At 33.7% G+C, this 26,519-nt stretch carries 29 protein-coding genes and 2 tRNA genes; 20 read left to right on the plus strand and 11 right to left on the minus strand.

All coding sequences use genetic code 11. The annotated features are described in order from the left end of the window. The first annotated feature begins 403 nt into the window (after positions 1 to 403). Positions 404 to 1,732 carry a cation:proton antiporter gene (locus K5790_RS00285; RefSeq protein WP_297591724.1) on the plus strand — a complete coding sequence of 443 codons (1,329 nt, stop codon included), beginning with the start codon at positions 404 to 406 and terminating at the stop codon, positions 1,730 to 1,732. Next, positions 1,725 to 2,150 carry a hypothetical protein gene (locus tag K5790_RS00290; RefSeq protein ID WP_297591725.1) on the plus strand — a complete coding sequence of 142 codons (426 nt, stop codon included), beginning with the start codon at positions 1,725 to 1,727 and terminating at the stop codon, positions 2,148 to 2,150. Before K5790_RS00285 ends, K5790_RS00290 begins: the two co-directional genes overlap by 8 nt. Positions 2,151 to 2,157: 7 nt before the next feature. On the opposite strand, the gene K5790_RS00295 is transcribed toward K5790_RS00290, so the two are convergent. Further along, positions 2,158 to 2,234, minus strand: a tRNA-Gly gene (locus tag K5790_RS00295). A gap of 63 nt (positions 2,235 to 2,297) precedes the next feature. Between K5790_RS00295 and K5790_RS00300 the strand changes: the two genes are divergently transcribed. After that, entirely contained in the window at positions 2,298 to 2,561 is a 264-nt protein-coding gene (locus tag K5790_RS00300; RefSeq protein ID WP_297591726.1) for a hypothetical protein, read from the plus strand. Here the strand turns inward: K5790_RS00300 and K5790_RS00305 are convergent. Beyond that, on the minus strand, positions 2,553 to 3,062 hold the full coding sequence (locus tag K5790_RS00305) for a 50S ribosomal protein L16 (RefSeq protein WP_297591727.1): 510 nt from the start codon (positions 3,060 to 3,062) through the stop codon (positions 2,553 to 2,555). The genes K5790_RS00300 and K5790_RS00305 overlap by 9 nt on opposite strands. A gap of 98 nt (positions 3,063 to 3,160) precedes the next feature. Between K5790_RS00305 and endA the strand changes: the two genes are divergently transcribed. After that, a complete protein-coding gene (gene endA / locus K5790_RS00310; protein ID WP_297591728.1) occupies positions 3,161 to 3,724 on the plus strand; it encodes a tRNA-intron lyase in 564 nt (187 codons plus the stop codon). On the opposite strand, the gene K5790_RS00315 is transcribed toward endA, so the two are convergent. Together K5790_RS00315 and K5790_RS00320 are read right to left on the minus strand one after the other, a co-directional pair. Continuing rightward, complete coding sequence (locus tag K5790_RS00315; protein WP_297591729.1) at positions 3,721 to 4,377, minus strand: DNA repair helicase; 657 nt, start codon at positions 4,375 to 4,377, stop codon at positions 3,721 to 3,723. The two genes, endA and K5790_RS00315, sit on opposite strands and share 4 nt — an antisense overlap. A gap of 179 nt (positions 4,378 to 4,556) precedes the next feature. Then, complete coding sequence (locus K5790_RS00320; protein ID WP_297591730.1) at positions 4,557 to 5,456, minus strand: ATP-binding protein; 900 nt, start codon at positions 5,454 to 5,456, stop codon at positions 4,557 to 4,559. Between the two features lie 281 nt (positions 5,457 to 5,737). On the opposite strand from K5790_RS00320, the gene K5790_RS00325 reads away from it, so the two are divergent. Further along, complete coding sequence (locus tag K5790_RS00325; protein WP_297591731.1) at positions 5,738 to 6,424, plus strand: class I SAM-dependent methyltransferase; 687 nt, start codon at positions 5,738 to 5,740, stop codon at positions 6,422 to 6,424. Here the strand turns inward: K5790_RS00325 and K5790_RS00330 are convergent. Next, entirely contained in the window at positions 6,421 to 7,110 is a 690-nt protein-coding gene (locus K5790_RS00330) for a hypothetical protein (RefSeq protein ID WP_297591732.1), read from the minus strand. The genes K5790_RS00325 and K5790_RS00330 overlap by 4 nt on opposite strands. Before the next feature lie 74 nt (positions 7,111 to 7,184). Between K5790_RS00330 and K5790_RS00335 the strand changes: the two genes are divergently transcribed. Both K5790_RS00335 and K5790_RS00340 read left to right on the plus strand, forming a co-directional pair. Beyond that, positions 7,185 to 7,577: a 2-isopropylmalate synthase gene (locus tag K5790_RS00335; RefSeq protein ID WP_297591733.1), complete on the plus strand. Its 393-nt coding sequence runs from the start codon at positions 7,185 to 7,187 to the stop codon at positions 7,575 to 7,577. 4 nt (positions 7,578 to 7,581) lie between these two features. After that, positions 7,582 to 7,788 carry a hypothetical protein gene (locus K5790_RS00340; protein ID WP_297591734.1) on the plus strand — a complete coding sequence of 69 codons (207 nt, stop codon included), beginning with the start codon at positions 7,582 to 7,584 and terminating at the stop codon, positions 7,786 to 7,788. A 59-nt stretch (positions 7,789 to 7,847) separates the two neighbouring features. On the opposite strand, the gene K5790_RS00345 is transcribed toward K5790_RS00340, so the two are convergent. Next, positions 7,848 to 7,925: transfer RNA gene (locus K5790_RS00345), tRNA-Glu, on the minus strand. 111 nt (positions 7,926 to 8,036) lie between these two features. On the opposite strand from K5790_RS00345, the gene K5790_RS00350 reads away from it, so the two are divergent. Further along, positions 8,037 to 8,921, plus strand: coding sequence for a hypothetical protein (locus K5790_RS00350; protein WP_297591735.1), 885 nt, complete (start codon positions 8,037 to 8,039; stop codon positions 8,919 to 8,921). A gap of 236 nt (positions 8,922 to 9,157) precedes the next feature. Here K5790_RS00350 and K5790_RS00355 read toward each other — a convergent pair whose 3' ends face one another. Next, positions 9,158 to 9,325, minus strand: coding sequence for a hypothetical protein (locus K5790_RS00355; protein WP_297591736.1), 168 nt, complete (start codon positions 9,323 to 9,325; stop codon positions 9,158 to 9,160). 124 nt (positions 9,326 to 9,449) lie between these two features. On the opposite strand from K5790_RS00355, the gene K5790_RS00360 reads away from it, so the two are divergent. Both K5790_RS00360 and K5790_RS00365 read left to right on the plus strand, forming a co-directional pair. Then, positions 9,450 to 10,943 carry a peptidase gene (locus K5790_RS00360; protein ID WP_297591737.1) on the plus strand — a complete coding sequence of 498 codons (1,494 nt, stop codon included), beginning with the start codon at positions 9,450 to 9,452 and terminating at the stop codon, positions 10,941 to 10,943. A 60-nt stretch (positions 10,944 to 11,003) separates the two neighbouring features. Beyond that, a complete protein-coding gene (locus tag K5790_RS00365) occupies positions 11,004 to 11,363 on the plus strand; it encodes a tetratricopeptide repeat protein (protein ID WP_297591738.1) in 360 nt (119 codons plus the stop codon). A gap of 1 nt (position 11,364) precedes the next feature. Here the strand turns inward: K5790_RS00365 and K5790_RS00370 are convergent, their stop codons facing one another. Next, positions 11,365 to 11,838: a hypothetical protein gene (locus K5790_RS00370; protein ID WP_297591739.1), complete on the minus strand. Its 474-nt coding sequence runs from the start codon at positions 11,836 to 11,838 to the stop codon at positions 11,365 to 11,367. Positions 11,839 to 11,919: 81 nt separating this feature from the next. On the opposite strand from K5790_RS00370, the gene K5790_RS00375 reads away from it, so the two are divergent. Further along, complete coding sequence (locus K5790_RS00375; RefSeq protein WP_297591740.1) at positions 11,920 to 12,564, plus strand: hypothetical protein; 645 nt, start codon at positions 11,920 to 11,922, stop codon at positions 12,562 to 12,564. Here the strand turns inward: K5790_RS00375 and K5790_RS00380 are convergent, their stop codons facing one another. Beyond that, complete coding sequence (locus K5790_RS00380) at positions 12,565 to 14,787, minus strand: beta-propeller domain-containing protein (protein WP_297591741.1); 2,223 nt, start codon at positions 14,785 to 14,787, stop codon at positions 12,565 to 12,567. Between the two features lie 143 nt (positions 14,788 to 14,930). Here K5790_RS00380 and K5790_RS00385 point away from each other — a divergent pair, with 143 nt between their 5' ends. Next, complete coding sequence (locus tag K5790_RS00385) at positions 14,931 to 15,719, plus strand: winged helix-turn-helix domain-containing protein (protein ID WP_297591742.1); 789 nt, start codon at positions 14,931 to 14,933, stop codon at positions 15,717 to 15,719. Here the strand turns inward: K5790_RS00385 and K5790_RS00390 are convergent. Continuing rightward, entirely contained in the window at positions 15,716 to 16,039 is a 324-nt protein-coding gene (locus K5790_RS00390; RefSeq protein ID WP_297591743.1) for a nitroreductase/quinone reductase family protein, read from the minus strand. The two genes, K5790_RS00385 and K5790_RS00390, sit on opposite strands and share 4 nt — an antisense overlap. Positions 16,040 to 16,127: 88 nt before the next feature. Between K5790_RS00390 and K5790_RS00395 the strand changes: the two genes are divergently transcribed. From K5790_RS00395 to K5790_RS00420, 6 genes are all read left to right on the plus strand, one after another. Further along, positions 16,128 to 16,580 (plus strand): PRC-barrel domain-containing protein, encoded by a 453-nt coding sequence (locus K5790_RS00395; RefSeq protein WP_297591744.1) that lies wholly within the window; start codon positions 16,128 to 16,130, stop codon positions 16,578 to 16,580. Between the two features lie 207 nt (positions 16,581 to 16,787). Beyond that, positions 16,788 to 17,786 carry an ATP-binding cassette domain-containing protein gene (locus tag K5790_RS00400; RefSeq protein ID WP_297591745.1) on the plus strand — a complete coding sequence of 333 codons (999 nt, stop codon included), beginning with the start codon at positions 16,788 to 16,790 and terminating at the stop codon, positions 17,784 to 17,786. Further along, positions 17,783 to 18,568, plus strand: coding sequence for an ABC transporter permease (locus K5790_RS00405; protein WP_297591746.1), 786 nt, complete (start codon positions 17,783 to 17,785; stop codon positions 18,566 to 18,568). The genes K5790_RS00400 and K5790_RS00405 overlap by 4 nt, the downstream gene beginning before the upstream one ends. A gap of 92 nt (positions 18,569 to 18,660) precedes the next feature. Further along, on the plus strand, positions 18,661 to 20,208 hold the full coding sequence (locus K5790_RS00410) for a 6-bladed beta-propeller (RefSeq protein WP_297591747.1): 1,548 nt from the start codon (positions 18,661 to 18,663) through the stop codon (positions 20,206 to 20,208). A gap of 86 nt (positions 20,209 to 20,294) precedes the next feature. Beyond that, a complete protein-coding gene (gene pstS, locus K5790_RS00415) occupies positions 20,295 to 21,551 on the plus strand; it encodes a phosphate ABC transporter substrate-binding protein PstS (RefSeq protein WP_297591748.1) in 1,257 nt (418 codons plus the stop codon). 181 nt (positions 21,552 to 21,732) lie between these two features. Further along, positions 21,733 to 23,343 (plus strand): hypothetical protein, encoded by a 1,611-nt coding sequence (locus K5790_RS00420; protein WP_297591749.1) that lies wholly within the window; start codon positions 21,733 to 21,735, stop codon positions 23,341 to 23,343. 24 nt (positions 23,344 to 23,367) lie between these two features. Here the strand turns inward: K5790_RS00420 and K5790_RS00425 are convergent, their stop codons facing one another. Beyond that, positions 23,368 to 24,411 carry a phosphate uptake regulator PhoU gene (locus tag K5790_RS00425; RefSeq protein WP_297591750.1) on the minus strand — a complete coding sequence of 348 codons (1,044 nt, stop codon included), beginning with the start codon at positions 24,409 to 24,411 and terminating at the stop codon, positions 23,368 to 23,370. Positions 24,412 to 24,528: 117 nt separating this feature from the next. On the opposite strand from K5790_RS00425, the gene pstC reads away from it, so the two are divergent. Both pstC and pstA read left to right on the plus strand, forming a co-directional pair. Continuing rightward, positions 24,529 to 25,506 (plus strand): phosphate ABC transporter permease subunit PstC, encoded by a 978-nt coding sequence (pstC, locus tag K5790_RS00430; protein WP_297591751.1) that lies wholly within the window; start codon positions 24,529 to 24,531, stop codon positions 25,504 to 25,506. Beyond that, positions 25,503 to 26,429 carry a phosphate ABC transporter permease PstA gene (pstA, locus tag K5790_RS00435; protein WP_297591752.1) on the plus strand — a complete coding sequence of 309 codons (927 nt, stop codon included), beginning with the start codon at positions 25,503 to 25,505 and terminating at the stop codon, positions 26,427 to 26,429. The genes pstC and pstA overlap by 4 nt, the downstream gene beginning before the upstream one ends. Positions 26,430 to 26,519 lie beyond the last annotated feature (90 nt).

Here is a 26,519-nt window from a genome sequence, read left to right on the forward strand (position 1 = left end):
ATTGATGATAAAAAAGTTAGGTCTAAAATAAAAAATGTAAAGAGTTACTTGTTTACAACTTCAGGTGCATGAAGTAACTCATGAAAGGTCTTCTCAGCTAATCCATTAGCCGTCTCGATAAACCCTTGTGTACAATATTCACATTGAATCATATAGTACGGTATGGTACCGTACTATTAATACTCAGGTAATTACATCGTTACCAGTTATGCAGTCAGATACCCCAGGTCATATCTCTACATTTTATTCAGTTGACCTAATCATCATTCTACACAAACAATATGTTATCTGGGCATAAAGACGTTAAAGATTATTGAAAATATTGAGCCTGTGTTCTTTAAAATTTCGATTTTAGATTTTATTTTTTAATAATCATTTTTAAAGAAATTTGTTAAACGATAACATGCAAAACATTCCTCTTCAAATAGATTCAGGCAATATTCATAATTCTCTTAACAATACTGTAACTAGTTTAATTGAGCAAATCACTCCTGAGCTTCCTCACACTAGCTTTGTAACTGATTTAGCATTTATCATGATTATTGGTGCAGTAGTGACTCTTGCATTTTTTAAAATAAAACAACCCTTGATTATTGGCTATCTTTTTGCAGGAATGCTGATTGGACCTTTGTCCCCCCTATGGTCATGGATCTTACCCGAAGGCGGCCCTTCTAGTGATGTGTTGGAAGGAGTTGGAATTTTATCTGATATCTCTGCATTGAATCTTTTTTCAGAGATTGGTGTGATACTGCTTCTTTTTGTAATAGGAATTGAATTTCCTTATGCAAAAATTCGAAATATTGGTAGAGTTGCAATAGGTGTTGGAACAATTGGATTGTTTTCCTCATTGGCAGTTATTTTTTATACCGCAGTTGCCCTTGGATTAAATTTTATGGATTCATTATTTATTGCAGCAGCATTATCTATTTCAAGTACTGCAATAATTGTTAAAATTTTAGAAGAGATGGGAAGAATTAGAAAAGAATCTTCCATTCTTGTTTTAGGCATCTTAATTGTTGAAGACGTAATTGCTGTAATTTTGATATCGTCATTACAATCTATTGCTCTAGTTGGAACAGTATCTGTTGAATCCATTGTTGTTGTTGTATTGGTAGCAACAGGTCTAATTGTTGGAACATTTACTATTGGTACCCGTATTATTCCCCCCCTTATTGATAGAGTAGCTGCTGCTGAGCATAGAGAAATTTTACTTTTAAGCGTTCTAGGTGTATGTTTTGGATATGCTCTATTCGCTAACATTGTTGGATTGTCTGTTGCAATTGGTGCATTTTTAGCTGGGGTATTAGTTGCTGAATCAAAATCAGCTGAAGTTGCAAAACTTCTCTCTAGTCCCATTAAAGACATGTTTGTAGCAATTTTTTTCATCTCAGTTGGTGCCTTGATGGATGTATCCCACATTGGAGATTATATTGTAATAGCCATAATTTTGATAGCTGTTGCAACTGGAATGAAATTTGGAGGAAACATGATTGGAAATATAATATTTAGGCAGAAAAGAGTAAAATCTGTTCGCTCTGCATTTGCATTAGCTGCACCCAGAGGCGAATTCTCAATTGTAATTGTAAAAGCTGGTGTGGATATTGGTGCTGTTAGTTCATTCTTGTTCCCATTAATAGGAATTATTTCAATTATTACTGCATTTATCTCTCCATTTTTGATAAAGGCTGGAGATAAAATAGTACCACTAGTGGAAGATAAAAAAAATGTCTGATGAATTAAAGAGATTGCTTGAGCAAGTTCATGATGGCATTACTACTTTTGATTTTGACGGAAAAGAAATTCCATGTATTGTTATTGAAGAAAACAAGTATGATCAAATGCTATCAAAAGTTGCTGGTCAATCACTTGCAATTAATACTGATTTGAACATTTTACAGAATGGGTTGGGAAATGTTTTTGTTGAGATTGTTTTGACATTTTCAACTGGAAATATCGTTGAAAAGTATCTAGTTAATGCAAATAAAGATCTTGAATTTTTTAAAACACTTGCAAATACTTCCATGCTTGCATTGTCTTCTCCAAAATCTCAATATGGCAAAGACAATGTCTTTATGATTCAATTACCTCGTCCAGAAAAAGCAATTGATGCCTTGGAAATAATTCAAAAGGCTTTGATTCCTAAAAATTAATGATAAATGGTGCAGTTACCGGGATTTGAACCCGGGTCACGAACTTGGCAAGCTCGAATATTAACCAAACTGTACTATAACTGCAACAATCCTACAGGCTGAATTTGGATATTAAACTGTTTTTAACTAATTCAAAGAAGATATGATATGGATGAAATTCTTTTTAAAAAAATTGAACAAAAAATTCATGATACCATTTCAAATAAAGATGAGATTGTACAACTGATCAAATTTCTATCTGATATTGATGATTCCAAATCATTTGCCATGGGAATAATTGTTGGGCGATTATACAACTCGTTTTACTATCAAACCAAAAGAATTCTAAATCGAGAACCAACAAAAGAAGAGTTTGAAGAATTTTTAATTTTTATTAAAAATAAGAAACCTGATTTAGAAAATTTATGGTGATTCTTTATTCCAATCAATGACTTTGATTGTTGGAGTCCCTGGTAATTTCACACATGAACTCTTTAGTGCTTTTTTTGCAGCCTCTAGGTGTGCATCACCATTTACATATAATTCCATAATGCATTGTCCTTGTTTTACTCTTGCACCCAAACTGACAGCTTTGCCCCATGATCTTCTCATTCCTTCTGAAACTCTATCTGCACCTGCAGTTGCAATCTGTTTGTTTTCTCTTAGTAGGTTATGTGGGTAAATTCTTAGTCTTGAATAATAGCCTGATTCACCTGTTGTTTGTTCTAGTGTTTTGTTTGCTGCCAATCTGGCTGATTCAATTGCCATGTGTCTAATTTGGATCTTTTCATTTAGAAGTAACTGAACACAATATTGGTAAGTTCCTCTTTTTCCACCTTGAAATTTTGCAATTTTAATTTGGGGTTTACCCTTGATGTACTCTTTTCTTGTAAACACTTGACCTGTTGCAGTTCTGTAATTGGCACCATGCATGATAACCTCAAACCAAAATGCCCATATTTTAACGGTTAGACAAGATTCCTTCGTATTCTCCAATGCTTATATGGAAATCCTTTGATTTTCTCATCAATATGGAAGACACTCCTTTGGTTGTTGGTGAATTGATTTCAGATCAAGTTTGCATATCTGATAAGAACATGATTCATGAATTAGAACAAAAAGGGTATGGTGAAATTGAAAAAGAGAAAATGTACTTGAAACAATTCGAGTCTCTTTACTTACTTTATGCAAATAGACTTAATCTAAAGAAAGGCAAAAAAGAAATTGATTTTGATTCTTTTATGAGTATTTGTCAGAAAACCGATTTTGACATTCTAACAAAATTTCTGATTTATCGTGATTTACGTAATCGTGGATATGTTGTAAAAGATGGATTTGGATTTGGTTCTGATTTTCGTGTCTATGAAAGGGGGCACTTTGGTGAAAAAGGAGCTAAATTTCTAATCTTTGGACTAAATGAGGGCCAACAAGAAAAGATAGGGTTGCTTCAAAAAAAGATTGAAGAGATAACTCAAATGGGTAAAGAACCTATTATTGCAGTTATTGAAAGACGTGGTGAGGTAATCTATTATAAGATTAACCGAATGAACTTCCCTGAAAACAAAGCTCAATTCGAAGAGTCCTTTCAGCTTTAATCTTGCATTATCCATTCTGATGAATATTTTAAAAGATTGTTCTCTTCTGCAAACATAAAATCATAGACTTCAACATACTTTGTCTTGTTTTGCCATAATTCTTCGAAATCTTTCATCTTTCTTTCTACGCGTGAACTATCATTCCAAGATGTAAATACATCTACTGATTCAAAGTCCCTTGTTTGTGTGGAAAATGATTCCCTTGACGTTCCAGTAAAAGCTACTGCTTGATCATACTCATCTCTAAAAATTCCTATTCTTTCTGAGAATGAATTTGCAACTTGCTCGGAATTGGGAATTGCAATCTTTAGTTCTATTTGACCATTATTTACAATGTCTTGAAGTTTTTGTATTTTTGTATTTTTGATAAATGTCCCTTCAAATGACTTTGTGTATTTTTCTGAAAATAGTTTTGTAAATAGATTCAAATCTTCTGTTCTGAATCTATGCCCTGTGATCATTCTTATTTTTGCCTTGCCTACAGCAAAATTGTCAAAAGCCATTGCAATAGTGGCTAGTGTCTGAATCGATAAAAAATCCACACACCTATCATATTCAATGCAGTTACTCAAACAAGGAAAGAAAAATTCTGTAACAATATCATCTCTGTCAGAACGATATTCTTCCTTGAGCTCAATCTCTCTTAATCCCAACAATGACTGTTCTGGATTTTCTTATTTAAAGAAACAATTTTGATTATTTGAAATGTTGAGGTATGACCAACTATCTCTCTTTAAACCTTCTACCTAGTACAAAAGTAAAAGGTCTTAATCGAAAAATTTTTCTTCTGTCATTAACTATTTACGGTTTTAATTCTGACTGCAATAATGCATCAGGGTATGTGTTTTTGAGGTAAAATTACAGTAAATGTTGTAGGGTTGTTTGTTACTTCTATTTTACCACCATGTGCCTCTACAATTTGTTTACAACTAACTAGACCTAAACCAGTACCTGTTTGTTTAGTAGTAAACAAAGGATCAAATATTTTTGAGATTATTTTCTCAGGTATACTAGGTCCAGAATTTTCAAAAGAGATTAGGACATTCTCCATGTCTCGAGTTATTTTGATGTCTATTTTTCCAAAATTGTTCATTGCTTGTATTGCGTTAAGAATAATATTTACAAAAAGAATCCGTATTGATTCAAAATCACAATAAAGAGAAACGTTATTTTGGGATTTATTTACAGATATTTTTTCAGGAATAGATATTCCTGTAAGAGAGGAATCCAAAATTTCAGATATGTTGTTTAAATTAAAATTTAGTTTCTTTGAAGCCACAAATCCCAACACATCATCTATTTGATGTTCAATTCTATTTATTGCAGATTTTATCATATCGAATTTGATAGTTTCTTTTTTTGCTATATCGGGATATTTTGATTTTAAAACATCCACGGATGTTTGTATAATGGTTAAAGGATTTCTAATGTCGTGCGCAAATCGAGAAGAAAGTTCCCCAACCACTTTTAATTTCTCCTCTTTGGTAATTTTATCTGTCTTTATTTCGTCAATTGGAAATATTTTATCGCATTTTGTGTTAAATTTTATATGATGTTTTTCTATAGACTCTATGTTGGGAGCAGAACAAATACAATGCAAGATATCTTCCTTTTCATTAAACATCATTTGATGTACTGTGACCCCAAATTCATCTGCTTCATCTTCTAATCCAATAATTAATTGCTCTTTAGTGTAATCTCCCAATTTGTGCATGTCTAGAAAAATAGGCATCAATCACCAGAGGAAATTGGTATTAAAAATGATATGGGTTTGAAAAAGGCTCAAATAAGCAATTTGTGTATGTGCCCCCAAATACGAGGTACTGCCATAGGGATTTGTTAAATTGGTTAAGCACTCCCCACTTTTGATTATATGTAAAATCATTTTTTTGTGAATTTGTCAAAGTCAAAATTCAATCTTGTTACTAAATGATGGAAAAAGCTCTAACAAAAATTTTCATGGTTGGTTCAAATCTCTAATTCTTTAAATGATTTAATATGAATTTGAAAATTATGTCTTTATCTCCTAAGGAATTCGTACCTATCTTTTTTGATAATACATCTCAAACTTATGACAAGGTAGCATATTGGTCAACATTTGGCAAAGACAACCTTTGGAAAAATGAGATAATAAAAAAAATTCAAAATGCAGATTCCATACTGGACTTAGCGTGTGGAACAGGAATATTAACAAGAAGACTGGCAACCTGTTTTCCTCGAAGTAAGATAGTTGCAGTTGATATAACAAAAAACTATTTGGAAATTGCAGAAAAAAACTCTACATCGTTTTCAAATGTGTCTTTTGTACATCAAGATGCAGAAAAACTTGCACTTGATAAAAAATTTGATTGTATTTGTTCATCATATATACCAAAATACTGCGACCCAGAAATTCTTGTCAAAAACTGTATGAATCACCTAAATCCAGCAGGACAGATAATATTGCATGATTTTACATACCCAAAAAATTATCTTATACAAAAAATATGGAATCTTTACTTTATATTGTTGAATTTTATTGGAATATTTATACCATCTTGGAAAGAGGCATTTTTTAATCTTCCAAAATTAATTAAAACAAGCAACTGGTTTGATTCTTACAAAAAAGAATTTGAGAAAAACAATTTTGATGTTGTATTGCAGAATCTAACTTGGCATACTTCTGCGATTTTAGTTGCAACTAAAACTAATTGTAATTAAATCACAACTTTAACTATAAAGAAACTAATTGTGCTCAAAACAACTCCAACTGTTATTAATTTCAGAATTATTTCCTTTCTTTTTATTGCTTGAATATCCCCATCATTTCGTTTGAGCAATTTGTATTGTCTAGATGTTGTAATAAGAAAGTATGTTACCATTGCTGTTATTGCAGCAATGACTATCGTTTCAATTGAGATAGAATTTGACTGGATAACTGAGCCTGCAAAAACGGGAAGAACCCCCCACGAAAATATTGTAGATGTATTATTGTGAAATCTTCCTCCAAACAACTCTAGATTGTATGCAAAAAGAAAGAATCCTTCAATGATTCCTATTGGAAAAAGCCATGGAGAATCTAAAAATGCAAAATAGATACCAACTGTAAATGCAACACCTAATGCACTTAGTGCAATAGTCCAAATCTTTCTTTTAGGCAAGTCTCCCCATGGTTTTGTCTTGCCTCCAACTGCATCAAGTAAATGAGCGCCAACTCCTAACGCTAAAACGTAAATCAAACAAATAGCTGCAATTCTTTCTAGCTGAAATGGTTCGGAGATTGAGCCTAATGCCGCAAAACAAGTAACAATGCTTGTGTAAGGTAAAAACAAAATTCCAACACTAATTCGAAATCTTCTGGAACCAAATTTTGGTACAAACCATTCTGAAGTCCTATCAACTTGCAATAATCTTATTTGGTCTTTGTAGAATATATGATGTATAGATAACTGATATAATTGATCAAATGGCTTTATGATTTATGAACAAATATCAAGATTTTATCAAAAAAGGAGTGATTGAACCACTAGAAGAAGTTCCATTTCATGGTAAAGCACCAATTAAACGATTCTTGATGTTAGAAAAATCTCTAATTCCTCAATCTGATACCCACATTGCAGTTCACTTTGTTGATGCTTCAAAAGATCTACCAAAATACAGCAAGCCCCACAAACATGACTGCGATGAAATCAATCTAATATTATCTGGGGATTCTGAATTGACATATGAGATTCAGCTAGATGATGAAATCTACAAGGTATCTTCTCCATCTACAATATTTATTCCAAAAGGACTAAGACACAGTGCACAAGCAATTTCAGGAAATGGGATCTTTGTGTGCATTATACTATCAAATGATCATTCCTCTGAATGAAATTATGAACAATAAAGAAAGAAGTGTATTTTGGTATGTCTTACCTCTAATCTTTAGTATTATTGGTGCAGTGGTTGCGTATTTTATTTTAAGAAAAGATGATCCTGACAAAGCAAAAAATTGTCTATGGATTGGAATATGTTTGGTGATATTTTATGTGGGATATTATGTCGTATTCCATGTGATGCTTGAAACATTCGAATTTTCATAAAGATCCAGTCTCGATTAGGAACTTGGTTGATTTATCTATAATCTAATTGGTTAAAATCCTGGTGCTCCCATCGGGATTTGAACCCGAGTCACTGCCTTGAGAGGGCAGTATGCTTAACCGGACTACACTATAGGAGCTTGTTGAAAACCAAATTAAATCTTAATTTAAAGGAAATGTTTTGACTTTGAATGAATTTGTAAAAATTTGTGAGTTGGTTCCTTTAAAGAAAATTCATTCTATCCAAATACATGGATTTCAAAAAATTAATTGCAGAACAAGGATTCTGTGATTTTCCTGTTGGTATTGGAGGCTGTAAAAATTCTGATATTAGTTTTGATGTATGTCCATTTGATGTTTGTGTATTTGATGGAAAAGATGAACCTGAAAAAATAATTCAATATGATGGAAAATATTTGGTTATTCACCATGTATCATTATCTGAAAACAAATCCAAGAACCTTCTAAAATTTGATAAACTCCAGATAATTCAAGATGAATCTTGGGAATTGAGAATGTTGTTATCAAAAATCAATGAAAAACGTTCTTCACTTTTTGCAGATTTTGCAAAGAATTGCCTGATCGAATCCCAATTTTGTTGTCAGAAAACTAGAGAAGCAATTGAATCCTCTAATGCATTTGCACCTTGTTGGCAAAAGTGTGCATCATACTATTTAGCTGATGCAATCTCTGCAATTAATCATTTACAATCAAGACCCTCGCACATGCTGGAATCTCTTAGAAAATTAACTAAAAATAATATCAATGAACACCTCTCTGTTGTTACACAGACAGTTGGAATAGAAAGGGCAACTCCATCTTTGCTTAAGCGCATGCTAAAATCCACCATTGGATTCTCTGATTTGGTTGAAAAAAATGGTCATTCTCAAATTATTCAGTCAAAGCATGATTATTTTATTAAAAATTCTATGCTATCTGATTGCTATTTTTATTTGGGTTACATTAACAAGGAAAATTTTGTTAAAGTAAAAGATACTCTGAATAGAGAGCCTGATCTTATCTATATTCTAAAGATAGCCTTTGATGTGGAGGCTGATTCTAATCTGTTATTGCAACAGGCAAATCTTGTTCAAAAATCATCGAATGAGATACTTGAGATAATTTCAAAAATTTAGCGTTCTTGGATTCTGTACTAACCTTTTAAAACAAGTAATATGCAAGGTTTAACATGGTAGATCAAGCATGTGGATGCGAAGCAGAAAGCGGCGATCCAGATTACTCATGTGATTGTGCTATGCAAGGTCATTGTATATGCAGTGCAGATTGCAAATGCTCAACCGACGTTTGTAAAGAAGCTGTCGGACAATTATAACTCGATAGTTACTTTCAATCTTATTTTTTCTTTTTATGATTAATCTTCTTCTTGTTCAAAGCCCCATGATTTTACTAATTCTTTTTGGAACTTGTCTGATTGTTTTTCATCTAGTGCGAATCCGCAATTTTTGTGGGTTGGAACTACTGTCATTCCATCTAGTTTGAATTCAACTTCAAAGAGGTGAACTTTTGAGCATTCGCACATTTCTGGAATAACTGAGAATTTTCCTCTATATTTGCTTATTTGAATTGAAAACTACTTGTAATTATCTTGTTTTTTGAATTTATGAATAACGTTTAACTATCCGTTTTGCTCATTTTTAATAGATTTGAAAGTAAGTTTATTCTTAATTCCAGTTATTGCAGCATTATTCTTTGGATCTTTGATCATCCCTTCAAGTTATGCACAGTATGAAGGCGGTGGAGTTAACAAAGAAGGAACATGGTATGCTGGTGAAGGTCTTCAACAAGGAGATTATTTTGAATATTCTATGTGTCATGTAGATTACAAAGAATGTGCCAAGTTTGAATTGGATATGTGGATTAAAGGTGACAAACAAGTTGGCTCTGAATCAAAGTGGTTAGCTGAAGTTGTAGTTTATGATGGAAATAAAATAATTAAAGGTGAAATGGAATTAGGAAAAATTGCTCCAGAACCAACTGGGGGTAGTTCTGAACTTGGAATTTACCGAGGTGCATTCAAATCATCCGTTGCTTGGCTGTCTGCTTTTGCAACAGCTGATGGAAGCTCAGGTGGCAAAGGACCAAAAGAATTCTCAGCTCAATCATGGGGTAAAATTGGAAACATTGGTGGCCAACAAGTAGCTCCAAGAGGACTAGAGACAATCACAGTTCCAGCTGGAACTTATGATACTGTCCAAGTAGGGTGGAAGACCGGTGGTGCTACAAGTAAAGTTTGGATTGTAGATGATTTTCCTTTTCCAATAAAAGCAAAAACATACACCCATGTTTCTGAAGGAATCCCTCCAACAGAATATGAGTTTGAACTATTAAAATACCAAAAAAATATACAGTCTAGTCCATTTGCTGGAATAATTTCTACTCAAACTGACATTAAGGCTGGCTGTGAAACAAACTTTGAAAAAGATGTTAGCATAAAGAAACCCACTAAAAACTTCAAGTATCAAATTCATGTATTTTATGGACCTGAAGATCCTGTTGAAGGTTGTGGGATGCAATGGTTAATCAAATTTATCAGTATTTACGATGATACAGAATTTTTGAACCAAGTTCAATTTGATTTCCTTGTAGTTGATAACAATCTGACTCCGCTAAGATCGATTGCACAGGATGAAGGTAGACAGTTTCTTTATTCTCCATCTGGTCAATACATTCTTGATATGGTTGTAAAAGAAAAACCTGGAACTGCTAATTATGTTATCTGGGTTTATGGACTAGCACCTGAAGGAATAGTTCCTTCTACTGCAACCGATTATCTACAAATCCCTGTTTTGATATATGGTGATAAGACTAGTACATCTCAAAATATCCCTACATGGATTAAAAATAATGCAGGATGGTGGGCAGATGGCTCCATTGATGATAACTCCTTTGTTCAAGGAATTCAATTCTTGATTAAAGAGGGAATTGTGAAGATTCCTCCTACCTCTCAAGGTTCATCTTCAACTAATCAAATCCCTGCATGGATTAAGAATACAGCAGGATGGTGGGCAGATGGTATTGTCTCTGATAATGAGTTCGTTCAAGGACTTCAATTCTTAATCAAAGAAGGAATCATGAAGATAGAACAATCTTCTGAAAAGAAAAAATCTAGTGGTTCTGAACCTGAATCCTGGTATTAATTAAACTTCAAAGTTCTACATTCAAATTACTAATCTCGTACTATTCATTATGGTGGTATTTTGGTAAGTCTCTTTAGATATCCTAAACGAAAATTGAAGAAACTACTCAAAGACGGTGAATATGATGAAGCAGTAAAGTTTGGAAAAAGCTTAGAGAAAGAATTCTCTGATGATGCTGATTTTATGTTTATCATGGGAAGTGTTTTCTTTATAGTTGAAGATGCAAAAAAGGCACTACCTTATTTTGAAAAAGCATTTACATTAAATCCAAATGATGTTGAGACCTTAACTCTCAAAACTAATGCCCACTTGGCTTTGGAGCAAAAAGATGAAGCAATTAATTGCTGCAAGAAAATTCTAGTACTTGATCCAAAAAATTCTGAAGCTCAAGATTTGCTAGATAAATTAGAAAGCATTTGATCTATTTTTTCATTTGATAAGCATTCTCTAATAACCAATCACAAAATGCAGTTACATTTTCAGTAAATTCAGTCCAGATGTGAATTGAGTGTGGCAATATGTCTATCTTCCAATTATCTGTAAATACTCTGACTCCTTCTTTATTCTCATACATGTAGGCATCTTCTGTTTTAACATCGCCTAACATCTCTACTGCTTTTTGTTTGATGATTTCTCTATCTATGGGAAATCTTGTTTTTTCATAATCTACAATTAAACTAAGATCTCTTTTTCCATACATATCATACTCTTCAATTCTTCCTTCTTTTGGAAAATTAACAATTAATTTGATGTTGTATTTTTTTCCAACCTCTTTTCCAATCTCAACAATTCTGCTATATCCAAGGGCTGGATTTTTTTTAAGAAGAAACACGATCTGTGCCAGTTCTTTTTTTAACTCTTTTTGCAAATCTCCAACAATTTCAGAAAATAACATGATTTTTCATGAGTAAATTCCTATTATAATCATTAATTTTTCCAAAGGTTGGTTTTTTTAGAACTCTAGGAAATTCTAGTTATGGCAATGCCAATGGACTATGACGGCTTGAGAACGGATGATGCCTCTGAGAGAACAAACAACGTAGATGAATATAAGAGAACTTGCATTGATTTTATCGAAGATATTTCTCACGATTATGAGGCCTGGGTGGATTATTACAAATTGCCTGAAGATGAGGATAAAAGAAGACGAGCTGGTATTCATGCCACCATTACTAGGACAAATGAATGGATTGCCAAAGTTGCACAAACAATCAAGGCAGTTGATGTTGTAATGAATGACGGGATTCAAAAGATGGCAGAATCTACTGCAGGAAAACCTCTTGAGATTGGTGTGTTTGTAAATCACAAGTCTGGTTACACTGAAGGCAAATCCTGTATTATTGATGTCAATGTAAAAGGGCATGGACGAGAAGGAAGAAAAATGAAACTTGGATTTCATTTTAAGGATGATCGATTTCGAATAGAGTCTACATGTGATGCATACTTGGATGAGAAAGATCTTCCAACGCAAGAATTTGAAATGCTTGATATTAATTTAAAACTTCATGCTGAAAAAGCAAAACCCCGAGATGTTATATCATTTACAGTTACACTATGTGAAATTGAAAATGATGTAGAGTTTGATAGAAGAGGAATCTCTACTATAGTTCACATTGTGTGACTATCTAACAATCTCTTCTTCTAAATAACCAATAAACTTTCCAGTATTCTCTAGTTTTATTGAATTGATTCCTTTCAAATTATCCATTTGATTCATCTTTAGGTAATCAGTAGATGCAGTATACAACACATCATCAATATAGAATGTTCTTGCATTACTCATTCCATAGTATCTGTTATCTTCTGCAGAGTGTGTGATTGTTCCTTTGAGACTAAATCCCTCTGAACTATTCAAATCATATACATAGAATCCATTCCAGCGATTGTACTCTGGTGCAATCATCTTTGAACCTGAAACATTCTTCAAACTCTTTGCATCAGAACTAATAGGGATTGATAGGGTTCCTGTTTTTGCATCAAAGAAGAATGCTTTGTGGTTGTATAGTGCTTCAGACTGTGTGGAACTATCACCAATGACTACCTCATCGGCAACCTTGGGGTTTTTGACATCTTTTACATTAAACAAGGCAATCTTGATGCCTAACTGTTGAACTCTGCCTTCGCCAATCTCTTTTGTGTCTCTTCCTACTCCAATGATGTACTCATCATCATATGGGTGTAGGTAGTTTGAAAATCCTGGAATTTTAAGTTCTCCTAGAATCTTTGGCTTGTCAGTTGATAAATCAATTACAAAGAATGGATCTATTTGCTGGAATGTTACCAAGTAAAGTCTGTCTCCAATGAATCTAGCTGAGAATATACTCTCATCTGGGGCAACATCTTCCAAGGCTCCCACTACATTTAATTCCTCATCTAAGACATAGACTGAATTTGCTCTGACCATTCCTTGGTACTGTGTATAGTATTCCGTTGTTGTAGCAACTCTAAATCTGTCTCCTTCTTGATCCATTGAGAATTGGTTTAGTAATCTTCCTGGAACAGAACCTTTTGCAACATATTCTAGTTTGTCTTTGTTAATTGCAATCTTGTGAATAATGGTTTTCGAGTTTTCTTCTTGAATCTTAGTGTCATATTCAATCAGTGCTTCACGTATTTTCTCAAACAACTTCTCTTTTTCTGCTTTATCCATTGTATTGTATGACTCTTGCATTACTTCTGAAATCTTTATCCATTGCTGTGATAAATTCAAAGAATCATCTTTTTGAATATCTGTGATTTTATTCTGGATGTTTTTTGGAAGTAGTGGAACTATGACATCAAAGAATCTGTCCTGTGAAGATTTTTCATAAAATCCAAATGGCATGTTCTGCTGGTATGTCAAGTAAAAATTATCTTCGGAGACATAAACTGAACCTGAGTATCCCATTAGGAATGTCTCAGAACTAATAGTATCTCCAAAAATATCAATTGCTGTCAATGTGTTGAAATTTGAAAACTGCTCTATATTATCAAAGTAAAATGCATCTGGAGTCATTATACGAATAGAATCCTCCATAATTATTGGAAGTCTAGGATACTGGTAATTGATATTGCTGTTAGTAACAAAGTATGCATAATCCCCTATCATTCGGGCATCAGTAAAGTATCCATCAATTGAATAGTCTTTGAGAATGGTTGGATTTTCTTTGTCTGACACATCTACAATTAGGGCATGTGTGACTGGACTGTAGGAGCGTTGTGGCACAAAGTCAAATTGCGGAATAATTTCCTCATCACTTTGTCCGTTATAGAAAATTACTAGTCTATCACCATTTAGGAACATGTTTTCAATGTGCTGTGATTCAATATCTAGAGCAATTTTAAGAATTAATCTTGCTGATTCTGCAGGATATGCATCAATAATTGATAATGTGTTTCTTGATACAATGTAAACATATTTTGCATCATTTTTTAGATAATCCGGCTCATCTACATTTTCAACTTGAACATTTGTTGTTGAATACTCTGTTCCTTCTACTGCTTTTTCTACAGCACCAGATGGGAGCGGTGATGGTGCTCCTGCTGATTCAGCAACTTCATTTCTAGTCATTACCATGTCGCCATCCATCATCATGGTAGGTCTGAAACTTATTTGATCAAAGTATTGACCTCCAAATAATGCAGCAGCATCAAGAACACTCTTTAGTTCTTTCTCAGAAGATATTTTTTTAATTTCATTATTTCCATCAAAAAATTCCGATATTGTTTTATCGACATAGATGATTTCTGGTTTTGGAGTTTCTGTAACTTGCACTTGTTGATCAAAACCGATTGCAAACATTACTCCGGCAGTAACTATTACCGAAACGACTACTGCAATTGGAATCATTATTTTTGAATTCATTTTTTTCTCCTCACTTTTCTAGACTCTTTTTGCTGATCTGGAATTTAGCGATTACTACTGTTTGCTAGTTGTAGATAAAAGGTTTAGTGAAACTCAAATTTTACCAATCATTTACATATACCTCCACTTACTAGACAACTCAAATGTCTAGTGAAAATCCTGATGATGAACTAACTGAAAAAATCAAAATTCTTGCTACTGATGATGAAAAAATAAAGTCTTTTGGCGAACTTCTAACAAACGATTCTAGCCGTGAAATCCTTCAATTACTCTTCAATGAAGAATTATCGGCAAATCAAATTTCTCAAAAGACTGACATCTCATTACAGTTGGTAAAGTACCATTTGCAAAAACTTCAGGACTTGGGAATTGTAAAAATTGTAAAGGTAGAAAAAAATTCAAAATCTCAAGATATGAAAATTTATTCTGCAACAAAATTCAGTATTGTTATTGTTCCTCCTAAATTCTCAGAGAAGACAAAGGAGAGTAAATTACTTGTAAGATCATTTAGACATATTTACAGAGTTGCAGGCCTTGGTATTGCCACCGGACTCTCAGGATTATTCTCCCTATCACTTGTAAATCAAGACAAGCAAATTGTTGTAGATGATCTACCTAGAGGAATCCCCAGCGCTGATGAATCTGCAGATTCTACAATGTCTAAATCCCTTGATGCAGGAACAACAGAATCCATTGCAGCTTCTCCTAAGATGTCAACTGAATCCGAATCTCAGATGGAATTGAGAACTGCAATTGAGTCTCAAGACGGAAATCAGAATTTAGAAATTGTTCATGGCCTTGCAGAATCTGATGGTGGTGCAATGTTTGGCTCTGATTTGTTATTGCCATTTGTAGTGATTACTATCATTTTGGCTGGAATCACTATTTTTTATGCAGTAAAACTATTCAAAAAATCTAAATTAAAAAACTAGTCTTCATTCAAAGTCACTTCAATTGTAACTCTTTTTTCTTTTGCTCTTTCTTCTCCAGGATATTTTAAATATGAAATTTTTTTACCTAGTTCCTCATCTGTAATTTCTTTTGCAGTTCCTGAAAAAACTTTATCATTGTATGTTATTTTGACTTGGGGATTTACAATTGCGTTTTTGAACCAATCCCCATCTGGCTTATGTCTTGAAAAATATATTTTTCCATTATGGTTTACTGCCCGTAACATCACAGAATGCTCCTTTCCCGTCTTTCTTCCCCTGGTAGTAAGGATTGGTCTGAAAAGTTCCTCTTTGATTTCCATGCGTAATTTTTTCCTGTCAAGTAATTTAACCCCATTGATAGAAATTTCTGATATTTGGTATGATAAGCAAATCTGATCAATTGAGTATATGTCAGTAAAACTAGAAGGAATGCCTGAAAACATATCTACAGCAGACTCTTTTACTGGAAAAACAGTAATTGATAGAGAGGGAATCGAGTATGGTAAAGTCAAACATATTCACATAAACTCTGAAACCCTGACCGTGTCTGGCGTGACAATTCATCAGGGATTCAACAAGGACTACTTTCTATCAGAAGACTATATTGACAAATTCTCTGATGAAACATTACTTCTAAGTAGACCTCCTGTAAGAACTGGAATTCCAGTTACCGATATTGACCGTCATAAAGTTGGTAAAGTAAAACGATTACACAGAAATCCTGATACCAATGAATTGGAATCGATTGAAATCAGTGATGGTTTGATGCATTCAAAAATATTGTCCAAATCAGAAATTTGGGGAATAGGCGAAAAGGTCATTTTAAGAATGACAAAAGAAGAATTCAAGAAACTTGAATGAACTCTCTTAACTTTCTTTTTTAATTACTCACTTTAGAGCATGCTGTGCAAACTGGAATACCATTTTGAACAGTAATCTCCACATTTGATGAGTGACATTTTTGACATAATCCTCTCATGCAATAAATTCACAAATTCTACTTTAAATTTTTTATGAGGATCTAATTGAATACTTAGCAATTTATAATTGGCAAGTGCGATCTATGTATTGCACTCAATAGAAACTAGATCACTTACAAAATCCTTTGGTGATGTTACCGCTGTAAATGATATTTCCTTCACTGTTGAAAATGGAGAAATTTTTGGGTTTTTAGGCCCTAACGGAGCTGGTAAAAGCACCACGATGATGATTCTAACTACTCTACTAAAACCCACATCTGGCAATGCGGTGATCTGTGGTTTTGATGTAATGACAAATCCAAAAAAAGTTAGAGAAAATATTGGTTATGTTCAACAAGAATCAACTGTTGATGAATATCTAACAGGAAGAGAAAATCTCTTACTCCAAGCAAAACTAAATCACATTCCAAAACAAGAGATTAACAAAAGAATTGATGAAGTTTTGAAATTAATTGAGTTATCTGATAAACAAGACATGGCAGTAGTAACGTATTCTGGTGGGATGAGAAAGAGGTTAGATATTGCAGGGGGACTTTTGCATAGACCTAAAGTTTTGTTTTTAGATGAGCCTACAGTTGGATTGGATATTCAAACTCGAAGAAAAATTTGGGAATATATCAAAAAAATTCATACCGAATTTGAGATGACTATCTTTTTGTCTACTCATTATATGGAAGAAGCTGACCAACTCTGCGATAGAATTGGAATCATTGATGGTGGTAAAATTCAGATAATTGATTCCCCTGAAAATATGAAAAATGCTATGGGCAATGAGGTAATTACCATAATTTTAGACAAGGATGAAAATATTGATTCTTTTATTGCAGAACTAGAAAAAATTGAATTTGTTAAAAAAATAAACAAAGATGACTTCAAGCTTACATTGTTTGCATCAAATGGAACAGAAGTGATTCCTAATGTTTTTCAAATTTCATCTGATCAAAATATTAAGATAACATCTATCTCTCTTACACAACCAACACTAGATGATGTGTTTGTATCCTATACTGGACATGAAATCCGAGATGATGATTCTGGATTTAATAGAAAACGTGAGCATGCAAAGATGAAGAGGTTACGTGCATGAATACACTGATGTATGATACCTATACGATTTTTTGGCGAGAACTAAAAAGATACAAGAAATCTAGAAGTGGAGTTTTAATTAGATTAATTCAGCCCGCAATTTGGATAATAGTTATTGGAAATACTTTTTCTGGAACACAACCACTCATTCAGTCGGTTGGATTTGATGGTGAATACATCGAGTTTATGGCACCCGGCGTCATTATTCTTACTGCAATCTTTACTAGTATTTTTGGTGGGGTGAATACTCTCTGGGATAGAAGATATGGATTTATGAATAAGGCATTGACCTCTCCTATCTCTCGCTCTTCAATTGCATTAGGAAAGATGTCTGCTATTTCATTAATTGCAGCTTTGCAAGCTAGCTTGATTTTGGGAATTGCATTGGCAATAGGTGTTAATTTTCCAAACCCAATAATGATTGCACCAATTATGGCAATTGTGATTTTATTCTCACTTGGATTCTCTGGAATCTCTGTTATGGTTGCCGCAACTGCAAAATCTCAAGAAACTTTTTGGGGTGTGATTAATTTTCTTGGAATGCCATTGTTCATGCTTAGTCCTGCACTGTTCCCATTGGAGCTATTGCCTGACTGGCTTGCAGTAATTGCAAAACTCAACCCTGTAACATATACTGTTTTACTAGTTCGAGAGATGATGACTGGTGTCTCTGAAGGAGGCATATCTGTTTTTCTTAGTCTTGGGATCATCTCTGTGTTTGTGCTTGTAATGGTTGGACTTGCTAGCTATGTCTTTACCCGTGAAGTAAACAAGCCCTTTTGAGATAAAATTGACAAAAATTGCAAAAATTGCTAACTCTGGCAATGTTTCTCAAATTTTGTAATGACTAAATGTTGAAACTCTCTCTAGGTGTGATGATTTTATCTGTAACCTTGTTTGCAGGTACTTTCACTCAGGCATCTTTTGCATTAGGTGACTATGATCTTTTATCCGAATTTGGTTCTTTTGGAATTTCAAAACCTGGACATTTCTCTCATCCCCAATTTATTGCAGTAGGTGATGATGGAAGTGTGTTTGTCAGTGATCTTGGAAATAAGCGAATTCAAAAATTATCTAGTAATGGAGAATTCCTTGCTGAATGGGGACAAGGTGGAAAATTGCCTGGTGAATTTTTCTATCCAACAGGCATAGCAGTGTCAAATGATTCAGTATTTGTCGTAGATCGTGATCTTAATAGAATTCAAAAATTTACACATGATGGTGAGTTTGTGTCTGAATGGGGAAAGAAAGGAGTGTATGGTGGACAATTCATGTATCCAAATGGAATTGCAATTTTTAATGATATAGTATATGTTGTCGATACTGGTAATCAAAGAATTCAATCATTTACTACTGATGGTGAATTTCTATCATCATTTGGTTCTAGTGGATTAGGTGCTGGACAATTTCTAAATATTGTTGGAATTGATCTTGATGGTGAGGGAAATATCTACATTACAGATAAAGGAAACAGTAAGATAGAAAAATTCTCTTCATCTGGGGAATACTTGAAATCATTTTCATTTTATGCAAATAACTATGTCTTTTCCCCTGAAGCAATTGCAGTCGATCCTAGTGGTGAGATGTTCATTGTAAACTCTGCAACAAATAGAATTTTACATTTACCTCAGAACTCTAGTTTGTATCTTGATGTCTTTGATCAAAAGGGACCATATCCAGATTCATTTGATGTTATTACTGATTTGACTATTGGAATTAATGGAGAATTGTTTGTTGTTGATTCTGCTAACCATAAAATAAAATCTTTTGAAACAGAATTTTACAAAAAACCTCTCTTTGAATATGTTCCGACACCTCAAATAATTGAAGACTATTCTTATGACAAAACTAAACCTGAAATCACTGCTCCAGTATCATTAACAGTTGAGGCAGAAGATTATCTGACTACTGTAAATTTGGGTGAGGCAACTGCAACTGATGATAGTGGAATAAAGGCAATTATCAACAATGCCCCTGATGGCTTCTCTCCCGGGGTTAGTAATGTAATCTGGGTAGCATTTGATTATGTTGGCTATTCTGCTACCGCTGTGCAAACCGTAACTGTCAATGCATGTGGAAATGATCGTTCTCACTACAACATCATAATGGGAACAGATGGTGATGATATAATCATGGGAACAGATGGTGATGATTTGATCTTTGGCTTGAAAGGAAATGATCTAATCTCAGGTGGCTATGGAAATGATTGTATTTTTGGTGGTTATGGTGATGATGTAATTTCTGGAGATGAAGGGGATGACACAATTCGAGGGAATTATGGCAGTGATGTGCTCAAAGGACAATCCGGAAATGATATTATTTTTGCAAACTCTGGAATCGATATAATTGATGGGGGAGCAAACAGCGATCGATGTTATTCAGATGACACTGCAGATGATCTTGTATTGAACTGTGAAGAGTAATTTATCTATATAGTCAATAGAGTGAACTTGTTTTTCCGTAATCTATGATTGTTATTTGTAAATAAATTCTAAAACAGGTTATTGCAATGAGAGCAAAGATAACATCAATACTGATGATCGCAACATTGGTTGCAATCATGTCACCATTGAGTGCAAATGCTGATTCAATGCCTGATGCACCTGATCCAAATTTAGAATTTAATCTAACAGGAGCTGGTGCAACATTTCCATTTCCTCTAATTGATTTGTGGAGAGTTGAATACAAGAATGTGTACAACAACGTAAATCTAAACTACCAATCTATTGGAAGTGGTGGTGGAATAAAACAACACATTGAAAAAACTGTAAATTTTGCAGCATCAGATGCCCCTATGAAGGAGTCTGAAAGAGAATTGGCTCCTGGAACTCTGCATATTCCAGAAGCAATTGGAGGTGTAGTGTTAGTATATAATATCCCTGAAGTTCCAAATAAAGGTCTCAAACTAACTGCTGAAGTTGTTTCAAAAATATTCTTGGGAGAAATTACAAGATGGAATGATCTTGCAATCACTGCAGCAAATCCTGGACTAAATCTACCTGATAAAGAAATTGTTTCTGCACATAGATCAGACGGATCTGGAACCACCTTCATATTCACTGAATACCTAACAACTGTTAGTCCGACTTGGGATGAGAAAATAGGTAAAGGAAAATCTGTACCGTGGCCAAGTGGTCTTGCAGCTGCTGGAAATGAAGGCGTTGCAGGAATTGTAAAATCAACACCATACTCAATTGGTTACGTTGAGCTTGCATATGCATTTCAAACTGGAATGAGTTATGCTAGTATTCAAAATGCTGACAAAACTGCATTTATCGAGCCCACATTAGACAGCATTTCAGCTGCATCTAGTGGAGTGGCAGATAGTTTACCTGCATCTGAGAAGAGCTGGGTAAATGTATCCCTAGTTAATGCACCAGGTAAGGATTCATACCCAATTGCAAGTTTCACATATTTGCTTGTGTATGATGATCTAAAACAAGTCACTAAAAACAAGGCGCAAGCAAAGGCAATTATTCATTTAATTCACTGGATGATAACTGATGGTCAGAAATACTCCTCAAGTTTGCTTTATGTTCCATTGGCTGATAAAGTAGTAGAAGTAGGTAAGCAAGGATTGTCCAAAGTGACTTATGGTGGCGAAAAACTTTGGGATTACAAAACATCTGCAATGCCTGCAGGTGATTTGGGAATTCCAAAATGGATTAGAGACAATGCAAAATGGTGGTCAGAAGGATTGATTACAGATGAAGACTACATCAATGGACTACAATATCTAATTAAAGAAGGTATTCTCAAAGTCTAATTTTTTTCTTTTTATTTTTTATTTTTTCTAAAAGTTTATTCTATGATTTTATTTTTGTTTTTGAAATTCATTTTTTAATTGAAATTTTTCTATATAGTATTACGATGATATCCTATGCCTATATTCTACTTGGATAGAATATGGATACAGCTTATAATGAAACAAAATAATTTAATTTACAATGACTTGTAAAAACACAACAAACATTGCACTTTTAAGTATTGTTGCAGTTTTGGCAATTAGTCCATTTGTTTTCTCAAATGTATTAGCTGAAGAAAGTGAAGGTTACAAAATGATAGGTGATATTTCTCCTGTTCTAACTTTTACTTTTAGAGAGGGAGTTGAAATTTATGAATTCCCCGTATTTGAAATGGGAGAAAATTTTGCACAAAATTCAGGAACCTCTTTTTCAGTTGAAGGAACAGTTACCAAATCACCTCTTTTGCATAAAGCCATGGATGAAGCATACAAATACAGATTATCAAATGCAGCCTATGATCATCAATTCAAATACTTTGATGTAGACGCAAATTTTGTACAAGGAGATAAATCAATACTTACACTTGATTACAATAATTGCAGAGTTGAAAATTATCAAATAGAAACCCTTGATTCTAATGATTATGAAAGTTATTTCAAGGAAGTTGGATTTGCTATTGTTGATAAGATAGATTTTGTATGTAGTGGAGTAAATATCGCTAATGTGGAAAAATCCTCTCTTGCAGAAACTATGGTAGATTATGGTAGTTCTGGATTCAATTTTGCTAATGATGTTAAACCTTTGGCTACATTCAAATTTGATTCTGGAATTGAAAAAATTGAATTTCCTGTTTTTAATTTAATTTCAGGTTATCAAGAATCATCTGATAATGTAGTTACCCAGTTTCAACTTGAGGGTATTTTAGATTATTACCCATTATTGTACAATGCAATTGACAAATCAAGACAGGTATCGGGAATTTCTTCTGCATCACATATTGACTTTGATGTGTTGGTAGAATTTGCAAATTCTAATTCTACTCTCAGAGGTTTTAATTTTAAAGATTGTAGAATTTCTGATGCTAAAATAACTACTCAAAGTGACAAAGAAGAAGGATTTACTGGAAAAAGTGGATTTGCTCTAGTTCATCAATTAACTTTTACCTGCTCTGGACTTGCTCCAATAAACATGAATTATTCTAAACTTGGAGGAAATGGTCCAAGTTGGAAAGTTTCACAAATATACAATGCGTATACAGAACCAATTCAAAACACTGACAAAGGTCTAAAGACAGTTAGTACTTTTACTTTTGCAGATGGAATTGAAGAAATAGAATTCTCTATGTTTACTCAGAGTGATGTTTTAACTTCTACAGTTGATACAGGTTCTCCAGATATTACTGATAAACCTGCAGCTCCCACATTGGAATTGCGTGGAATTGTTGGAGACTACCCAATGCTTTACAATTATGTAGATAAAATTCGTAAAGTGCAAGGTGTGGCTGGAACTCAGTTTAAAGACTTGGCAGATATTGATGTGAAAATAATTTCTAATGAAGAAATAATTCGCAGCTTTAACTATCAAAACTGCAGACCTACAGACTACAGCATATCTACTAACACTAACAGTGAAGAAAGTTATATGAAAAACTCTTTTGCAATAGAGAGTATATTTGACTTTGAATGTCAGGGGTATCATCCAAACAATCCTGTATATGATGCAATGTTTGATGTAAAAAAAGCAAATACTGAAAGCTCAAAAGATCTTAGAAATACAGATCAATGGCGCGACGGTTTCACAGTTAGAAAATAACTTTTTTTTCTTTTTATTTTTTATTTATTCTTCTAAAATTATATTTTGAATGTTATCATCAATTGCAACTTCTGCAATATCACTGGAATACTCTGCTATTCTTCGTAAATCTTCTAATGCAAACCTAATGACGCTAGAATTTTTCTCATTTTCATTAATTTTATTCATTATCTGTTTTTCATCATTAATTATCTGCGTAACTTTTTGAGCTACATTTTCTGCTTTTTCAAAATCATGTTCTTGAACTGAAGTAATTGATTTCTCAAAAACATCCAAAGCATTTTCTGATAATTTTTTTATTTTGCTGATAATTTTTGGATCAATTTTGCCTTCCATGAATTTTACTCTCTTTGCAATGAGACTTGCATGATCTGCAATCCTCTCAATTCTGCTAACTATGGTTCTATATCCTAAGCAGTCGGAGGGCTTTTTCAATCCCATATCTTGAAGAATACTTTCATTACCCACTGCTAGAACAAGATTTCTTCTCATATAGAGGCTAAATCTATCCACCTCATCATCCATGTTTGCTACTTCATCTGCATGTTCTTTTTCTGCTTCTTCTAAGGCTTCAATTGATTCTCTTACCATGTTGTTTGCCATTAGGTACATTCTCTTTAGTGCGGTCTCAAACGATAATTCAGGAAGTCTTGTAAGAATTTGAATGCTCATTGTTTCTGAACTTGATTCTACAATCTCTGTTCCAATCATTTTTGATCGAACTAATTGTCGTATACTGCTTGAATGCTCAGAAAATATCCTCATGCCTTTTGTTGTAATTTTAATTGTCTTGTAACCTGCAAGGTATGTTGCTATAATTTTTCGTTTAATTGATTCACCTGAATCTTTTTGAGTTGTATAGATAATTGCAGTACTTTTTTTATCTTGCTCGTTTCTGTTTATTGGAAATAATGTCAATGATTGATTGGAATTTTTAACGATAGTGACATTTTCACCAGCTTTGATTTTTAATTCATCGATCCAATTCTTTGGAAGTGAAATAATAAATGTGGCGCCTCCACTAAGCTGCATCTTTCTTGTTTGAGATTTATTTTCAACTATTTCCAATTGATCTTAAATTATCAAAATTCCTATTTACAATATAGTTGAGGATCTATATAGTACTATGAGTGTCCTATAAAATATGATCAAATCTTAGATATCTCATTTTTCATCAAAAAATCTGTGAGTAAACCTAAACTTTACACTCCGAAAACTGGTAAACGACAGATCTCTGATAAAATTTTTAAAATTGCTGCAACTGTTGCAGGAGTTTATGTTTTAGCAATTATTGTTTTATTGGTCTTTCAATTATTTACGGAATCTTATCCAATTTGGGAAGAGGATGGATTTTCATTTATCACAGGTACTGATTGGAATGCTGTAGAGGGTAGAGAGTCATTTGGCGCTTTACCATATATTTTTGGAACTTTGGTTACTTCTGCACTTGCTATGGCAATTGGTGTCCCTCTAAGTATTGCTATTGCAATGTTTATCTCTGACGCTCCGGCAAAAATTGGTGGTCCTCTAGGTTTTCTGGTTGAACTTTTAGCTGCTGTTCCAAGTGTAATTTATGGACTATGGGGTCTTTTTGTGTTTAGAATTTATTTTAAAGATTGGATTGAGACCCCTATTCATAACGCATTTGGAGATTCAATATGGTTATTTTCAGGAACTCCTTTTGGACTTGATATAATCACGGCTAGTGTAATTTTATCTATCATGATTATTCCTACTGTGTCTGCTGTGTCTCGTGAAGTTATGAAAGCTGTTCCACAACAGCAAAGAGAAGCAGCATACATGTTAGGTGCAACAAAATGGGAGATGTTCAAGCTTGCAGTTTTTCCATATTCGAAAACTGGATTAATTGGTGCTTCTATTCTGGGCCTTGGAAGAGCTGTTGGTGAAACTATGGCAGTAACTATGTTAATTGGCAATGCTACGGGCATTGCTGCAATTCCCTCATCATTATTCAAACCCAGTCAAACAATGTCTAGTATTATTGCAAATGAATTTGTTGAAGCTTCTCCTGCATCCTTACATCTTCCAGCTATCATTGGCATTGCCTTGATTCTCTTACTCATTGCAATTATCATTAATGTTGTAGCCCATATTTTAGTAACAAGAATGATGAAAGTCAAAGAGGGAGCAATTAACAATTGAGTACCACAATTGAAAAAAGACAAGAGTATAGAGCTTTATTCAAAAACAATGTTAGTAAGAGGCTAGTTGTAGATAAAGTAGTTAGAATCATAGTATTTTCATGTGTTATAATTGCAATTATTCCACTTGGAAGTATTCTTTTGGAAGTTTTCAAAAATGGAATTTCTGCTATAAGTTATGAATTTCTAACTGCAACTCCGGGATCTATTGGTTCTGGAGAAGGTGGAATAGGTCCTGCCATTCAAGGAACTTTGATAATCATTGGGCTTTCCAGTTTGGTTGGAGTTCCAATCGGTGTAATGTCTGGGATATATTTGTCAGAATATGGTGATAACAAACTAGCAAGATCCATTCGATTTTTTACTGATGTGTTTATGGAATTTCCATCTATTGTTTTAGGTATTTTTGCATTTTTAGTAATTGTTTTAATTCTTGGTCATTTTTCAGTGTGGGCAGGAGCTTTTGCATTGTCATTAATCATGTTTCCAATTGTAGCAAGAACTACTGAGGAATCTTTGAAGATGGTGCCTATTACTTATCGTGAAGCAGGAACTGCTTTGGGTTTAAAAAAATGGGTGATTACATTTAGAATTGTAATTTCTGCAGCAAAAAGTGGAATGGTTACTGGAATTTTACTTTCTGTTTCAAGGATTGGTGGTGAAACTGCACCATTAATTATGACTATACTTGGCAGTAGTCAGTTCTTTAGCAGTATGGATGTGCCTATGGATGCTCTCCCATTAAGAATTTGGAGATTGTCTCTATTGCCATATGATAGCGCACAACTACAAGGTTGGGGGTCTGCATTGGTATTGATAATGATCATTCTTGGAATAAATCTTGGTGTACGATATTATTTTGCTAGTAAGCAAAGAAATAAGATCTTTGGTAGACTACTTAAACTGGGGGCTCGCGTGAAATAATGACGGCATTGACAATAAATCCAACATCGCTTAACAGTTCACCTGAATCTGAATCTCATTCATTACCATCAAACACTGAAACAAAATACA

Source organism: Nitrosopumilus sp., from assembly GCF_025698945.1.
GTDB lineage: Archaea > Thermoproteota > Nitrososphaeria > Nitrososphaerales > Nitrosopumilaceae > Nitrosopumilus.

Bases quoted from the DNA above. Each gene is read 5' to 3' on its own strand.
- K5790_RS00325 (WP_297591731.1), top strand. From the start codon at position 5,738: ATGTCTTTATCTCCTAAGGAATTCGTACCTATCTTTTTTGATAATACA.
- K5790_RS00420 (WP_297591749.1), top strand. From the start codon at position 21,733: ATGACTTGTAAAAACACAACAAACATTGCACTTTTAAGTATTGTTGCA.
- pstS (WP_297591748.1), top strand. From the start codon at position 20,295: ATGAGAGCAAAGATAACATCAATACTGATGATCGCAACATTGGTTGCA.
- K5790_RS00290 (WP_297591725.1), top strand. From the start codon at position 1,725: ATGTCTGATGAATTAAAGAGATTGCTTGAGCAAGTTCATGATGGCATT.
- K5790_RS00405 (WP_297591746.1), top strand. From the start codon at position 17,783: ATGAATACACTGATGTATGATACCTATACGATTTTTTGGCGAGAACTA.
- K5790_RS00390 (WP_297591743.1), bottom strand. From the start codon at position 16,039: ATGGAAATCAAAGAGGAACTTTTCAGACCAATCCTTACTACCAGGGGA.
- K5790_RS00375 (WP_297591740.1), top strand. From the start codon at position 11,920: ATGGCAATGCCAATGGACTATGACGGCTTGAGAACGGATGATGCCTCT.
- endA (WP_297591728.1), top strand. From the start codon at position 3,161: ATGGAAGACACTCCTTTGGTTGTTGGTGAATTGATTTCAGATCAAGTT.
- K5790_RS00335 (WP_297591733.1), top strand. From the start codon at position 7,185: ATGAACAAATATCAAGATTTTATCAAAAAAGGAGTGATTGAACCACTA.
- K5790_RS00385 (WP_297591742.1), top strand. From the start codon at position 14,931: ATGTCTAGTGAAAATCCTGATGATGAACTAACTGAAAAAATCAAAATT.
- K5790_RS00410 (WP_297591747.1), top strand. From the start codon at position 18,661: ATGATTTTATCTGTAACCTTGTTTGCAGGTACTTTCACTCAGGCATCT.
- K5790_RS00395 (WP_297591744.1), top strand. From the start codon at position 16,128: ATGTCAGTAAAACTAGAAGGAATGCCTGAAAACATATCTACAGCAGAC.
- K5790_RS00380 (WP_297591741.1), bottom strand. From the start codon at position 14,787: ATGAATTCAAAAATAATGATTCCAATTGCAGTAGTCGTTTCGGTAATA.
- K5790_RS00350 (WP_297591735.1), top strand. From the start codon at position 8,037: ATGGATTTCAAAAAATTAATTGCAGAACAAGGATTCTGTGATTTTCCT.
- K5790_RS00300 (WP_297591726.1), top strand. From the start codon at position 2,298: ATGGATGAAATTCTTTTTAAAAAAATTGAACAAAAAATTCATGATACC.
- K5790_RS00285 (WP_297591724.1), top strand. From the start codon at position 404: ATGCAAAACATTCCTCTTCAAATAGATTCAGGCAATATTCATAATTCT.
- K5790_RS00320 (WP_297591730.1), bottom strand. From the start codon at position 5,456: ATGCCTATTTTTCTAGACATGCACAAATTGGGAGATTACACTAAAGAG.
- K5790_RS00340 (WP_297591734.1), top strand. From the start codon at position 7,582: ATGAACAATAAAGAAAGAAGTGTATTTTGGTATGTCTTACCTCTAATC.
- K5790_RS00355 (WP_297591736.1), bottom strand. From the start codon at position 9,325: ATGTGCGAATGCTCAAAAGTTCACCTCTTTGAAGTTGAATTCAAACTA.
- K5790_RS00305 (WP_297591727.1), bottom strand. From the start codon at position 3,062: ATGCATGGTGCCAATTACAGAACTGCAACAGGTCAAGTGTTTACAAGA.
- K5790_RS00370 (WP_297591739.1), bottom strand. From the start codon at position 11,838: ATGTTATTTTCTGAAATTGTTGGAGATTTGCAAAAAGAGTTAAAAAAA.